The 14318-nt window shown below is 57.3% G+C and carries 10 protein-coding genes; 3 read left to right on the forward strand and 7 right to left on the reverse strand.

Annotated elements, in window-relative coordinates:
• Positions 1-282: 282 nt before the first annotated feature.
• Positions 283-1857 (forward strand): prenyltransferase/squalene oxidase repeat-containing protein, encoded by a 1575-nt coding sequence (locus Poly21_RS15600; RefSeq protein ID WP_146407864.1) that lies wholly within the window; start codon positions 283-285, stop codon positions 1855-1857.
• Positions 1858-1973: 116 nt separating this feature from the next.
• Here the strand turns inward: Poly21_RS15600 and Poly21_RS15605 are convergent, their stop codons facing one another.
• The gene (locus tag Poly21_RS15605; RefSeq protein ID WP_302119097.1) at positions 1974-2579 is read right to left on the reverse strand and encodes a TIGR03067 domain-containing protein; all 606 of its coding nucleotides are present in this window, start codon (positions 2577-2579) and stop codon (positions 1974-1976) included.
• Positions 2580-2588: 9 nt separating this feature from the next.
• On the reverse strand, positions 2589-4178 hold the full coding sequence (locus Poly21_RS15610) for an aspartate:alanine exchanger family transporter (RefSeq protein WP_146407866.1): 1590 nt from the start codon (positions 4176-4178) through the stop codon (positions 2589-2591).
• A 407-nt stretch (positions 4179-4585) separates the two neighbouring features.
• Here Poly21_RS15610 and Poly21_RS15615 point away from each other — a divergent pair, with 407 nt between their 5' ends.
• Together Poly21_RS15615 and Poly21_RS15620 are read left to right on the forward strand one after the other, a co-directional pair.
• The gene (locus Poly21_RS15615) at positions 4586-6106 is read left to right on the forward strand and encodes a YeiH family protein (RefSeq protein WP_146407867.1); all 1521 of its coding nucleotides are present in this window, start codon (positions 4586-4588) and stop codon (positions 6104-6106) included.
• Positions 6107-6112: 6 nt separating this feature from the next.
• Entirely contained in the window at positions 6113-8116 is a 2004-nt protein-coding gene (locus tag Poly21_RS15620; protein WP_146407868.1) for an ABC transporter ATP-binding protein, read from the forward strand.
• A 225-nt stretch (positions 8117-8341) separates the two neighbouring features.
• Here the strand turns inward: Poly21_RS15620 and Poly21_RS15625 are convergent, their stop codons facing one another.
• The 5 genes from Poly21_RS15625 to Poly21_RS15645 form a co-directional block, all read right to left on the reverse strand.
• Positions 8342-8698, reverse strand: a complete 357-nt coding sequence (locus tag Poly21_RS15625) for a hypothetical protein (protein WP_302119101.1) — start codon at positions 8696-8698, stop codon at positions 8342-8344.
• A gap of 78 nt (positions 8699-8776) precedes the next feature.
• Positions 8777-9760: an NAD-dependent epimerase/dehydratase family protein gene (locus Poly21_RS15630; protein WP_146407869.1), complete on the reverse strand. Its 984-nt coding sequence runs from the start codon at positions 9758-9760 to the stop codon at positions 8777-8779.
• Between the two features lie 12 nt (positions 9761-9772).
• Complete coding sequence (locus Poly21_RS15635) at positions 9773-10711, reverse strand: CNNM domain-containing protein (RefSeq protein WP_146407870.1); 939 nt, start codon at positions 10709-10711, stop codon at positions 9773-9775.
• Positions 10708-11955: a CNNM domain-containing protein gene (locus Poly21_RS15640; RefSeq protein WP_302119105.1), complete on the reverse strand. Its 1248-nt coding sequence runs from the start codon at positions 11953-11955 to the stop codon at positions 10708-10710. The genes Poly21_RS15635 and Poly21_RS15640 overlap by 4 nt, the downstream gene beginning before the upstream one ends.
• The gene (locus Poly21_RS15645; protein ID WP_302119107.1) at positions 11952-13838 is read right to left on the reverse strand and encodes an ABC transporter permease; all 1887 of its coding nucleotides are present in this window, start codon (positions 13836-13838) and stop codon (positions 11952-11954) included. Before Poly21_RS15645 ends, Poly21_RS15640 begins: the two co-directional genes overlap by 4 nt.
• Positions 13839-14318 lie beyond the last annotated feature (480 nt).

Genomic DNA, 14318 nt, shown 5'->3' on the forward strand with positions numbered 1-14318 from the left:
ATCTGCACTTCTGCAGGTAGCAGGCAAGAGCCTTGTTCGGCTGCCTCCAGCTGGTTGTCCCACATTGTAATCGGTGGATTTTCCGGCGGGCGAAGTGCGGGTGGTGTCGATTCCCCCACTGCCTTGCCTGAGTACAAACGCCCAGTGATCGCGTTTTTGACTCCAGGATAGACCAGAAAACCAGGTCAACGGGAATTAATTTACCTATACTGGCGGACGCCGTTTTCGAAACTTTCGTTCCTGCCCTACGTCATACACTCGCCGTTCCCAACGGAACCTTCCATGTCGACCACGACGGACCCCGAACTGCCTGATCTGGATGCGCTTCTCGCGACGCATGCATCTGCCGCCGAGGAGGGGGCGGATGAACGCGACGATGAGTTTGTGCGACCGCGGCGGTTTGGGTTTTTAAAAGAGGCTCCGGCTTGGCTGATCAGCACGCTCGTTCATGTTGCCATTCTGCTCGCTCTCGGTCTGGTCACGCTCGCCGATCCCGTGAAATTGGTGAACGTGCTGTCGGCGACCGCGACGGGCGAGGAGGGGCCAGAGATCGAAGAATTCACGATCGCCGAGATCGACCCTGGGGAGATCGAAGTTGTCGAGGAGGTCTCCGAACCGGTCGAGGTGGCTGAAGCGATGGAGATGGCCGAGCCGGTCTCGGTGGATGTGCCCCTGGATATTGCCGCAGTGCCCTTGGACATCTCGGACTTGGCGTCGCAAATGGCGCCAACGTCTACCAGCCTGCAGACGCTCGCGTCGGTGCAGGCTTCAGCGATGGACAGTCGATCCGACCAAATGAAGAAAAAGCTGCTTCGCGAACTCGGCGGCAACTCTGCCAGCGAGGCGGCAGTCACCGAAGCGCTCAAATGGTTGGCACTCCACCAAATGCGTGATGGACGCTGGACGTTTGCTCACAACCTGGCCTGCAACAATGCCTGCGGAGATGCTTGCGAGCCCAATCGAGCATCAGCGTTTAATGCCGCAACAGCAATGGCGCTGTTGCCCTTCCTCGGTGCCGGGCAAACTCACAAATCTGGTGACTACCAAGAGGTGGTGCGGCGTGGTCTGCATTATCTGATGCGCAGCGGTAAACCGGGGACGAAAGCAGGGTTGGCCGTGCTGGACCTGAGCGAGGCCCAAGGCAACATGTATTCGCATGGATTGGCTGCCATCGCACTGAGCGAGGCCTACGCTATGACGGGCGATCCTACATTAGCGGTACCCACCCAAGCAGCACTGAACTATATCGTTGCGGCACAGTGCCGTGATGGCGGTTGGAAATATAAGTTCCAGGATCCCGCCGGGGGAGATACATCGGTCGTTGGCTGGCAGATTATGGCCCTCAAGAGTGGGTATATGGGACATCTCATGGTGCCGCCCAAAACCATTCAAGGGTCACTGCTGTATCTCGATGGGGTCCAGTCCAACGGTGGATCCAGGTATGGATATAAAACTCCTGAGACAAAGCTAAACGCGTCGATGACCGCGGTGGGTTTGCTATGCCGGATGTATACCGGTTGGGAGAAAAATAACGAAGCATTGCAGCGTGGTGTGGCTGATATCGCTGAGACCGGCGTGCTTAAAAAGGATATCTACTACGACTACTACGCTGCCCAGGTACTGCGTCAGACCGGTGGCCCAGAATGGGATAAATTCAACACCGAGCTGCGGGACTGGCTGGTGGAGACTCAGGCCCAAGAGGGCGGCTCCAAAGGCAGTTGGTATTTCGAGAGCAACCACGTCTCCAACGCCGGTCGGCTGTGCGTGACCTCGTTCGCCACGATGATTCTCGAAGTCTACTACCGCCACATGCCGCTCTACTCCCAACAGAGCGAAGAAGACGACTTTCCACTTTGAAACATGGGCATCGCTGGCGATCATCCTCACCAGCGAGAACGTTCGGTTGAAAAGTTACTCGTCAATCTGGGGCGAGGCCGCCCGTCATTCGGCCCGTCAATCTACATAGCGGTCCGTCACTCGACGTTTGAGTTAGCGTTCGGTTTATGTTGGCTTGGGGCGGGCACTCCGAGCGTGTCCGTCGCATTCGTGGTCTGCCGACGATATCCGACGAGATACCGTTGGCTGCCTTTGGGAGCTTTAAATTCCTCTGGAAATTCTTGGCCAGATAGGTCATAGCAAACTCGCATCGCATTGACGCCTTTCATCTCGTAAATCGCAAGTATAGTCTTGCCCTTGTTGGGGCCAGACTTGCCCTCAATTGTCATTCGCTTTGGCAGAACGCTCTCATCGAGTGTAAATACACCGCGGTCGGATTGCTCCTCGCCCTGGACCGTGACCTCGTATCGATTTTTCTGAATCGTGAGCCGAATGGCCTCCAGTGCAGGAGGTGGAACGAAGTCGCCACCGAGGATTGCACCTTTGGGTTTCCAGACACCGTCAAATTGGAAGTCGATATCGGTTGTAGGCGGATGATCCGCCTGGGAGTTCGTGCCGTCATCGTCAGCCCAGGCTTCGGTCGACAAGAGGCAGAGAGCTAGTGTGAGTAAAAGGTGGCGCAGCATCACGTTATCATTGGCAGCGGAGAGGAGCGATTGGCGGAGCGTCAGCGGTCGTCGCACGCGAGCGGCCTAGATAAGTTTAACCAATAGAGGGGCGGCGATGGTGATTAGGACCAGCGAGACAGGGTAGGCGGCGATGTAGCTAGTGACCGGTTCGCTGGAATCGGTGGAGCTCGTCAGCGCAGCCAGGCCGGGCGTTGACGTCATTCCGCCACACGCAGCACCGAGTGATTGTAGTTTCGATAGTCCAAACACATGAATCGCCATCAGATAGCCGGCCGTCAGCGGGACCGTCGCAATGGCGATGGCAGCCACGCATAAGACGACACCTTGTTGCTGCAGCACCGCCCAGACATTCGCGCCCGCCTGTACCCCGGCATCCGTCAGAAACAGTGCGAGTCCACCTTCGGTCATCAGGATCTGTGCCGCTGGTGGAAACGTCCCAGTAACAAATCCGATGCGGCGAAAGTGCCCCAAAATCAAACCGACACACAACGGGCCACCCGCCGTGCCGAGCGATGCAGAGACTCCGCCCAGCTCAATGGAGACCTGACCAACAATCAGGCCTATCGTGAGACCGATTGCCAATGAAAGTAGATCGGTTTCATTGAGCGTTCGTGGGCGGTGGCCGACAACTTTCAAAACCCGGAGTAGATCCGCTGGTTCACCGACCAAGGCGAGGGTGTCGCCGAACTCGATCCGCGTTCTTGCTGAGGGGACAAACCCCTTGTCGAATCGGCGGACGCGGGTCACGGTCACACCAAAACGAGAGCGAAGTCGAAGTTCTTTCAAGGTGCGACCGCAGATTTCTGGAGAAGTGACCACGACCTCCTTGCGTTCGCGGTCCCCGTCAAGAACAACGTCTTGAAGATCGCAGAGCACCCCAAGTGCTTGGGCAACTCGTTGCCCCTCTTCCTGCTCGCCAACCAACACCACGCGGTCGCCGTGCGCGAATACGTAGTCGTACGGTATTGGACGCCAACGCTGATTTAGGTACACCCGAGATATTTGGCAGGGTAGGTCTGCCGATGCAGCCACTTCGCTGGGCCGTTTTCCGACAACGCCCGGGTTCACAATTTCAACAACCAGCCGCTGAATATTGGGTTCATCTTGGCTACGCGGGGAGGTCTCGTTCCCGCTGTCTGACTCTGGGGCTACTTCTGAGGCGCGAGACTGCTTAAGCATTACTTGAACGAACAAAACAATAATCGCGATTCCAAACGGATAAGCAACTCCAAAGGCGACTGCTACGTGCTCGGGTTCAGCGACTGCCTCGCTAGCAGCGCCCAACGCTGGGGTGCTGGTCAGTGCGCCGGACATCAATCCCGCAGCAATGTCTGCGGGCAAGCTGAATAATTTCGCGCATATCCAAGTGACTGCCACGCCCGATGCCACCATCACTGCTCCGAGCGTCGCCATCACCCGTGCACTCGAGGCGAGACCGCGGAAGAACGTGGGGCCAGCTGCGATGCCAACGCAATAGACAAATAGTGCCAAGCCCAATGTTCCCAGGCCACTTGGGATCCGGATGCCAAGATGCCCGGCAAGTAACGCGACGAACAGGATCGACGAAGTCCCAATCGAAATGCCGCGAATCGAGACTTTGCCTAGAGCCAGGCCGACAGAAATGATGACAAGGAGGGCGAGCAATGGATCCACAACGGCGTTCCTAAGGTGGGAGTGACAGTGCACCTAAGGGGGAACGGACAGTGCACCGACCACGACATGCATAGGCGTTTTACGCGGCCGTGTACATTCGCAACGGAGTCAATGTTTGTCACACGGCCCTCCGTTTGGGATAGTGCCCATTTCAGGCCCAAACCTTGGGCGATGCGAGGCGTCCATGTTCCCGGTTGGGCTGGGCAAGCGGTTCGAAACTGGCGAAAACGAAGCTCCCGCTGTGGTGAAACTCGCGGCTACCCTCCGCGACTCGTCAACCATCGCAAAATGGTGCTTCGCAGCTTTGATCGTGCCGGACTCGGCCGACGGGCGAGGGTCGACCATGGCGAACCAGGATCGATGTTGCTAGTCTAGCTGCATTTCATTCGATAGCACGAGATAGCACATTGAGCGAATCCTCCCCAACCCAGAATCCTGACGATCCCCCACCCGAACCCGCGGCGCCGGTTTCCTTCTGGAGCGAAGACCTGCTGGCGATTGTGATCGGTTGGAGCATCTTGCTGGTGTCGCTGGCATGCGTACGATTTGTCACGACGAACCCAGACGCGGTTGCTCGCGAAGCCGTTGGAGCGAGCCAAGTCGTTGAGCCAGAGACCGAGGCGACTCACCTGCTCGCCCCTTACGTTGGCAAGCCCAGTCGATGGTATGACGACCCCGTTGATGCCTTTCGCAAGGAAATCAAGCCGGAGAAGGCGGATGTGGAAGAGGCGAGCGAGGAGCCACCACCTCTGCCACCCGCGCCGACATTTCAGCCTGAGCTATCGCGGCTGACCGGCACGCTTGGTGCGGGGCTGATTCTGGGCGGCCTCTTTACGCTCGTGTTGTTTGTTACCGGTGGCCGCGCCCGCGAGTTTTTGCTTGGATTCCCGGCCATTTTCCTGCTCGCCGTGCTCTCGTACGTGATGGCCGGGCAGGCGTTCGTCAGCGCTTACAACTTAGAATACGCCCTGTGGGCGCTCGTTGTGGGGCTGGTGATTAGCAATACCGTGGGGACGCCCGAGTGGATGCGAGGCGCCGTTCGCACTGAATTTTTTATCAAGACCGGGCTCGTGCTTTTGGGCAGTGAAATCCTCATGAGCCGGCTACTCGCCCTCGGTCTGCCGGGCGTGTTTGTCGCTTGGGTTGTCACGCCGATCGTGCTGATTTCGACGTTTTGGTTTGGACAGAAAGTGCTCAAGCTCAAATCGCCCACTCTCAATATGGTGATCTCAGCCGACATGTCCGTGTGCGGTGTTTCAGCCGCGATCGCCTCTGCGGCGGCCTGCCGGGCGAAGAAGGAAGAGCTCTCCTTGGCGATTGGTATGTCACTGTCGTTCACCGTCATCATGATGGTCGTGATGCCAGCGGTGATCCGGTTCACAGGCATGGACGAGGTGCTCGGAGGAGCCTGGATGGGCGGCACGATCGACTCCACCGGTGCCGTGGCCGCAGCCGGCGAGTTTCTCGGTGATCGTGCGCTCGAGGTAGCCGCCACGATCAAGATGATCCAGAATATTCTCATTGGCGTCGTCGCATTCGGGATTGCTGTTTTCTGGACGACGTACATGGATCGTGATCCCAATTCCAAGACCACTGTAGGTTGGTCTGAAATTTGGTTGCGGTTTCCCAAGTTCATCCTGGGGTTCATCATTGCGTCGATCGTTTTTTCGTTGATCGCAGGGTTTGCTGACGACGGTGCGATGTGGACGGGCGCTTCCATTGGTTTCACTAAAGGGTTGCGAGGTTGGTTGTTCTGCCTAGCTTTTGTGAGCATCGGTTTGGAAACGAACTATGCAGCCATCAAGGAGAACTTGAGCGGAGGTAAGCCGCTGTTGCTGTATGTTTGCGGTCAATCGTTGAATTTGGTGCTTACGCTGGCGATGGCCTATCTCATGTTCAAGGTCGTTTTTCCCACTGCGGGACAGTAGAGCTGTATGGCAATTTCACCGAGCCGTCGCCGCTTTGACCGCTATCGAAAAACTGTTCGAGAGCGACATCGTAAAGGCGGCCCTCCTGTACCGCCGCACGGTCATGCATCGTCTCTCGATAACTCAGATGTGGACGGTGCGCGAGCAGCACGCAGTCAGAAAAAGATTGGCGATCGTGCCCGCTCGTTTTGGGAATTGTTCGCCGCGTTTTGGCGACTGATCGCCGGCCATCGCGGTCCGATTGTCGCCGCCCTCGCGTTTCTAAGCGTGGGCATCGTGATCCGCTTGATCCCGCCGCTGGGAACCAAGCTGGCGATCGATTCGGTGCTAACGCAACCCCCGCGGCCGCTGCCAAATTGGTTGCTGCAACTCCCCGGCATCGCCAGCGTACTGGGCGATCCAGCCGCCTCGCCCATGCGAACACTCGTGGCCATCGCGGCTGTCGTGACCGTACTGACCGTGATCGGCACGTTCATTAATCTGATCGGTCGTTGGCTCGCCACAAAATCTGTTAATAAGACCCAGGTCTCGATCCGCCGTCAGGTCTTTGAACATGCGATGCGGTTGCCTCTGCATCATGTGTACTCAATGAAAAGCGGTGGCGTGGCGAGTTTGATTCGCGAAGACGCTGGGGGGGTGTCCGAGCTGATTTTCAGCATGCTGTACAACCCCTGGAGAGCGATCGTCCAGTTCTGCGGCTCACTGGTGATCCTGATGTTCGTCGATTGGAAACTCATGCTCGGCGGATTGATGTTGCTGCCGGTCGTGTGGGTCACTCATCGCACTTACATCAACCGCATCCGGCCACTTTTTCGAGACGTCCGTAAACAACGCCAGCGGATCGATAGCGGAGCGACTGAAACGTTTGGCGGTATTCGAGTGGTTCGTACGTTCTCACGTGCCCGCACGGAGTCATCGCGGTACGTCCGCGAGGGTGACTTCCTCGTCCGTCAACAGCTTTTCACATGGTGGTGGATGCGAATCATCGAAACCATCTGGGAGGTTGTCATCCCGCTGGCGTCGACCGGCTTACTACTCTACGGCGGCTATCAGATCATCGAGGGGCAATTGACGCTCGGCGATTTGATGATGTTTCTCGTTTATTTGACGATGTTGCTAGACCCGCTTGCCACTCTGGCTGGCAGCGCTGTGACGTTCCAGAACAATCTCGCCGGACTCGACCGCATTCTCGACGTTCTCGAAGTCGATGAAGAACTACCAAGTCGCGAGGGCGCTACTCGCCTCCCCTCCCAGACTCGCGGTGGTGCGATTTCGATTCGGGGCGTGTCGTTCCACTATCCCGGCACGGAAACTCCGGTGCTGCATGATGTGTCATTCGAAATCGCATCCGGTCAAACGGTCGCCTTGGTCGGCCGTAGCGGTGCCGGCAAGACCACTCTCACGAATTTGATCGCTCGGTTTTACGATCCTACCGCTGGCGAGATTTTGTATAACGGTGTTGACCTCCGCGACATCCAGCTCTCGAGTTATCGATCGCTACTGGGGATCGTCGAGCAAGACGTCTTTTTGTTTGACGGGACCATCCACGAGAACATCGCCTACGCGAGACCCAAGGCGGATCGCAATGATGTCGTCGCCGCGGCATCGGCTGCGGCCGCCGATGAGTTCATCAATAAAATGGAAGAGGGGTATGACACCGTTATCGGTGAACGCGGTGTGAAGCTCTCCGGTGGTCAGCGCCAGCGTCTCGCAATCGCGCGAGCGATCTTAGCCGACCCTCAAATTCTCGTCCTCGATGAGGCGACCAGTAACCTTGACAGTCAAAGCGAGCGATTGATTCAATCTAGCTTATCTCAGCTACTCCAAGATCGTACCGCAATCGTGATTGCGCACCGGCTCAGTACCATTGCAGGAGCGGATTTGATCGTCGTGCTCGAAGATGGCCGCGTGATGGAGACGGGCACCCACGCCGAACTACTCGCGCGAGGCGGTCACTATCAAGATATGGTCCATCTGCAGATGGACCAGTCATCAAGTAATGCGAACTAAGTGACCGACACCTAGCCGTGAAGCTTTTTTGACTTCTCATATCGCAACTCTCTGAAATGGAGGCAAAAATTTTGTGTCTGGAAATCCAGGATGCATCCAAGAGTAGAATTGATGCTCATTGGCGTATTGGAGAAATTGTTCGCGTAAAGGTTAAAATGCGCACAGTTTGCGATGAGCGTGAGTGCCCACTATTCTGCAGAGTGGCCTCGGAAGCCGACGGATTGATCAATAATTCGCATGACTTCTATTTCCATCTGCAACGGAGGTGAGTTCGCTCTCGCAATGTGCGTTTGTCTGACGAGCGCTCCGGTGAGAGGGGGCAGGTTCAACCCTGTGCCCATGACGGGAGACTTCCCAGACGACTTTGCCCAGTACGTCCAGACGCGGTTGGACACCCAGTCCCGGTTCGTCGTTGGTTGACATGAAGCCGGATTCTCGTTGCGGTGCGCCCAGGGCGTTGCTGATGGTGTTGTAGCTATTGAAATCGGTGCTGGTGAAGCGAAAAGATTCCGGTGTGCTGTGGGCCAAATGGGCGATCGCTGCAGTCGTGATGTCACTGCCCCATGTGTCTTCGATCGTCATCACCAGACCGCGTCGCTACGGTCGACCCGCAGGTGTCTGCGGTTGCCCCTGAGATTCTATGGTCCCGTAGGATGCCCCTCAAAAATGTCGTTCGCGAATCCACGCAGCAGCATCGTCGAGGGTCTCGCGTAGGGGACGGTTTTGATAGCCGAGCTCCGTTCTTGCACGCGTGGAATCGTACCAATGGAATTGGCTTGTCAGCTCGACTGACGCACTGTTGACCTCCGTTTCCTGGCCCGTCCATCTTGCTCGCAGATCACCGTAGGAGGAGGCGGTGATTCGTTGCAACGGACCTGCCGGCATGATCGGCCGCGGTTTGCCGAACCGTCTACCCATTTCGGTCCACAATTGGTAATAGGTTTTGTTGTATCCGGCGAGGATATACGATCGACCATTGGGCACGTCGGCATCGATGGCTGCAATGACTGCGTTGGCGACGTCGCGGGCATCGCACACGCTACAGCCACCTCGAGGGGCAATTGGCCGCCACATCTGTCCCACCTCCAGCATCATGCGGCCGCTGCTGGGTTTCCAGTCCCACGGTCCGAGCATGAAGCCGGGGTGCAAGAGCAGCCCTCGCAAACCCCGCTCAATCCCACGCTCGACTTCCGCATTGCCAGCGCGTTTACTCTGGACGTAGCTGCATGGTATCTGACCACCCTGGTTGTCCAAGGGTGTCGTTTCATCTGCGGTCGCGTCGCGACTGCCGATGGCTTGCGTGTTGACGGTGCCAATGTGCAGCAACTGGCAATGATGTTGCAAGCAAGCGTCGACAACATTCCGCGTGCCATCGCGATTGACTTGCATGGACTCTTCCAAACGCGTCCAGCCGACGTGGATGAGACCGGCTGAATGGATGATGACGTCCGCCCATTGGGCAGCTTCCTGAAGACATTCGCGATTGCTCAAATCGCCCTGGAAAGACCGCGAGTTCAGTCCGGAAAAAACATCCGGCTCGGCTTCACCACGCACCAAGTATGCGGTTTCATGATCGGTCGTTTCCAATTGTCGCAGAATGGTATTGCCCAGTAGCCCCGAGCCACCTGTTACAAAAACTCGCATCTTTTTTTCGTGTTACATCAATGGTTGAACAAGTTGCCGGCGAGTGACGACTCCCGCTAGATTGCCAGTTGCGTCATACAGCACCGCCACGTCGCTATTAGCATCGTAGAGCCGCAGCAGCACGCCCAAGTGACGGTCACTGAGCGAACCACGTACCACTGGCATCGGCTCAGGCACCTCTTCCTGGCCAATTAAATCAGCAAAGCGATAAAAACCTACAATGCGTCCACGACGTCGTACCAAAATGATCGGATGGTTGCTACGTCGAGCTTGATGGCGGGCGGTCGCCAAGTCGACAGGTGTGTTAACAACGGCCAAGCGGTCGGGGCGGACGCCAAATTGAACAGCGGCTTGGTTGCCGATTTCGAATATGTTCTGCGCGAGCGAGCGCTGGCTCGTCGTGAGAATTCCGGCTTCGTGTCCGTCTCGCAGCACGCGATTGAGGTCGCCGCGGGCCATCGTCAAATTCACACGAAAGGGCGTCTCGCCGGTCATCGCTTGCAGGGCATTACCGAGCAGAGCCAAGAGGCTCGCAACGGGGGAGAAGAGAACCGTGGCGGTCAGTAAGATCCAACGGGTCGCCATCAGCAGCCGATAAGGGGCCTGGAAGAACAAACTTTTAGGTAGCAGCTCTCCGCATACGAAAACGAGCGGTGTCATCATCACCGTGAGGCATAGTTCTAGCCCCGCCCCGCCGCCCATGGCTTCACCAACAAACATCACGATCGCGAAGCTCGTCATGTAGTTGGCGAGATTGTTCCCCACGAGGGTTGTCGCAACGAAGATGGCAGGGTGGTTAAGTAACCACACCAAGCCACGTCCTGCCCATGAACCGCTGAGGCCATCTAAGACCAAGCGGGTTCGCGAAACGCGGTACAGGCCTGTTTCGGTGCCACTAAAAAAAGCGCTCAGCGCCAGTCCGACCGCAAAGATCATGATGGCGGCAATCATGATGACTCACCGGTGCCTTCCGGGCCCAGCCAGGCTTCGATCCAAATGTCGTCGTCATCTTCATCCGTGACGACCAGCTCATACGGTGGCAGGAGAGCGACGTCACCGACCCGCGGCACCCGTTCGTTATGCCGCTGCACGTAACCGGATACCGTCGCGGCCCGCTCTTCAGGAACGTCCATTGACAGCATCCGCGCCAGCGCCCTGAGGCTGGTCATGCCCGGCATGCGGTAGTGGTCGCCACCGACACGCTGGATCTGATCTTCGGCCGCATCACGCTGTCCTTTGCTGGCCAACACGCCGCGGAGGATGTCGTCGATCGATAGTGCACCGATGATCTCGCCAAACTCGTTGACCACCACAGCCACACTGAGGTCCTGCTGCCGCAGTGAGTCATAGACGTGCGACACGCGTGAGGACCAGGGTGTAAACACGATGGGGTCGATCGCCGAAGCGAGGTCGATGCACTGTTGGGGACGCAACATCCGTACGGCAATGGTGCCAATCCATGTTTCACCTGTCGGGTCGCGTGGATCGGCCACCATGATGTAGCCACCGGGCGGCGAGCCGCCGTGGAGCGACGTTGGGTCGAGTGGTGGTGTGAGCACACGCAATCGGCTACGCGGACGCATCATCTCATCAGCACGCATCTCCGCCATCGCCACGAGTGACTGCAGGGCGGCACGCTCACGACGGATCAACACAGCGTCATCGGTCCCCAGGTCAATGGCACGCTCAATATCCGCTAAGTCGATTGCTGGTTCAGGCTGGAACGACGGCCACAACAATCGCGATACCGCATCGTTCGCCCAGCGTACGATTGGCAGAATAGGACTGACGATCGTGACCGCAATCGAGATGGGGACACCCACCGCCAAACTGATTCGCAGCGGAGTCATCACCCCCACACTTTTGGGCAACATCTCACTACAGAAGATAATGCTCACCAGGGCCGCAAACGTAAACAGACTCGGCTGGCTGGTGTCCTTTGCCACGATTGCCACCAGGGCAAAATAAATCATATTGATCAGCAGATTCCAGAACAGAATCGTCGCCAGCAATCGATCGGGCTCATCGAGTAGGTTCGCGACCACCCGGCCCGCCCCACCGCCGCGCATCAGCCGTCGTCGGTCACGGTCTCGTATCGAAAACAAAGCCGCTTCGCTGCCGCTGAACAGACCGCTGGCGATAATCAACACCAACATCGCCGAGAGATAGGGCCACTGTGCCGCCAACTCGCTCAAGCAGTTGACTCCGCATGTGAGTCGCCCGGCTCGACTTCCAGCGGCACATCAAACTCACTCAGCGCCGGGATCAGCATCGCCGCAGTGGTAAATCCGTACCCAAAAATCAGTGCTGCTGCGACATACAAATGATCGGTCTGGAGCAGGAATTGGGTAATCGCGTAAAACGTGATCAACGGCAATGCAAAGGCGGCAGTGAAGATCGCCGAGGATGGATTTCGCCAACCCAGAGCAGCGAACAAAGCCGCCCCCCCACCGAGAATCATGACTAAGAAGGGAGCGAGTTGCAGTTGAAACGCTCCCCGGAAGCTCACCATGATCGTCATGCAGATCGCAATCCCGACACAGAGGAAGAACACGGTCCCGAGACTCGCGAGGGTCGCCGTCCGCCCAGAAACATAGTTCAATCCCGAGTGAATCCCCAGGGTAGTCACGAACACGTACAACCCGATCGCCGCGACGAGCGCATACTGCATGCTCTCAAGCGTCATCACGCCGGCGAGGCCGAGATAAACGATCAGAGCGAGCGGCAGCAGGATCAGTTCCTTGGCCGCGTACATCACCCCCAGCAATTTTCCAAAGATGAACTCGCGCGGCCTGAGATCGGTGACCAACAGAAGATCCAACGCCAACCCATCTCGTTCCCCCGTGATCGATGTCACCGCCAACGCGTTGACCAGCACTAAACTGATCAGACCGAGAATTGCGACCGGAATCGTGACAGCCGGGAACGCGCGTCCGATCCGGCCGGAGGGTTCCATGGCCGCACCGCTTTGGATCTGATACCAAACTGCTGCGGCGATCAATGCAAAGATAAACACGAACACGCCACGGATTAACAGAATCTTACGGCCGTATGCCCAGGTCCGAACCTCACGCCACAAAATGGGATTGTCCCATACTGGTCGTGGCTGCCGGACTTTCCATGATGCTGGGCCCTCTGGCGAAGCAGCATCGCGTTGAAACTCCTCGCTGGTTTCAGGTTCGGGGGCCTTCAACCGTACCTCGCGTGAAGGATTCCATACGCGAACTTTAGCGATGCCGATCACCAAAACTGCGAGCGAAAACAGGCTTCCCAACGCCACGAACCCACCCTCGGCGGAGCGTGCCAACGTCGCCAAGCCGGACATTGAGTTCGTCGCAGCGACAAGCGCACGAGGTGGGCTGATCGCGGTCGCCCAGCCAACTGCATCCGGGCCGAGACTGGCGATGATTTCACCTGCGGCAACCAACAACAACAAGACCAAAAACGTCAGCGCGATCGATTGAAACGTTTTTTCACGCCAAAATGCCACCACCGTGCCCACCACTGCGGAAATCACCACGCTCACCGCGATCACTAAAAACACCGCGAATACCTGCGAGGGGGCAACACCGCCTAACAGTGGTAGTGTCAAAAACAATGGCAGCGATACGACCAACAGGCTCAGTGGCATCAACAACGCCGATGCCGTCTTGCCAGCGACAATCTCAAAGCCAGACAAACGCGTCATCAATAGCAGCAGCAGGGTGCGACGGTCCTTCTCTTGGGCGACGTTGCTGGCCGCACCCACCGCCGCCAGCGCGGACAGAATGACAAGCTGCAGTGGAGCGAGCAAGCGAAACATCCAGCCGCCGAATTTGGCCGCGTCCGAGTTTGCCCCCAGTGACCGCGAACCATCGAGCACCAAGTAGCCGGTACACAGCAACAAAAACAGCGTCAGCAAATAAATGCCGCGCGTCAAATAGGTTGACGAACGCTTCGGAGCCACGGAGGCTTCACGGTTAAATACGGGGCCTAGCATGCCCCCAATGGTAATCACTGAGCGGGCAGTGGCATAGGCTTCTGATCCGGCTTCCCATTCGGCCCGCCCAATACTTTTGGGAGTTGATCCGGGAATCATTTCGAACTGCAAAAAGTCGATTAACAAAAAAGTCGCTAGGTGGCTGCAGCCACTCACTGCCGTGATCGCACCCACGCGACTCAGCGTACGTTAGCAATCCGGCAGAGCCCGGTGGTGGCATTTCGAGCAACATCGGATCAATCGAGGAAAATAGCGGGAAATACAGGGCTTTTATTCGAGTTACAATACGACCCGCTGCGAATGCTTGGCGGTGATCGCATTTTTGATTTTCCACTCCCATGCAGAAGTCCTTCCCCCCATGCGACAAATGCTCTCCTCTTCCTGTCGGTTTGTCGGCCTCACGAATAAACGCCGCTCTGACGATCGATTCTCCTCGTTCACCGATCGCATTGACCGTGTTGGCACTCGCCCTGATCCCAGGCTCTGTCCCGGTGGGGCCTGTTTCGGAATGTCCACGTCCGGCAGACACCGGTCCGGCATGTCCACGTTCAACTCCCAAACGGCACATCCCCCAGAGAG

This window comes from Allorhodopirellula heiligendammensis (genome assembly GCF_007860105.1).
GTDB classification, from domain to species: domain Bacteria; phylum Planctomycetota; class Planctomycetia; order Pirellulales; family Pirellulaceae; genus Rhodopirellula; species Rhodopirellula heiligendammensis.

What these genes read in the sequence shown, in the direction of transcription:
- Poly21_RS15620 (WP_146407868.1), top strand. Translation starts at nt 6,113, where the DNA reads ATGGCAATTTCACCGAGCCGTCGCCGCTTTGACCGCTATCGAAAAACT.
- Poly21_RS15625 (WP_302119101.1), bottom strand. Translation starts at nt 8,698, where the DNA reads ATGACGATCGAAGACACATGGGGCAGTGACATCACGACTGCAGCGATC.
- Poly21_RS15600 (WP_146407864.1), top strand. Translation starts at nt 283, where the DNA reads ATGTCGACCACGACGGACCCCGAACTGCCTGATCTGGATGCGCTTCTC.
- Poly21_RS15635 (WP_146407870.1), bottom strand. Translation starts at nt 10,711, where the DNA reads ATGATTGCCGCCATCATGATCTTTGCGGTCGGACTGGCGCTGAGCGCT.
- Poly21_RS15630 (WP_146407869.1), bottom strand. Translation starts at nt 9,760, where the DNA reads ATGCGAGTTTTTGTAACAGGTGGCTCGGGGCTACTGGGCAATACCATT.
- Poly21_RS15645 (WP_302119107.1), bottom strand. Translation starts at nt 13,838, where the DNA reads ATGATTCCCGGATCAACTCCCAAAAGTATTGGGCGGGCCGAATGGGAA.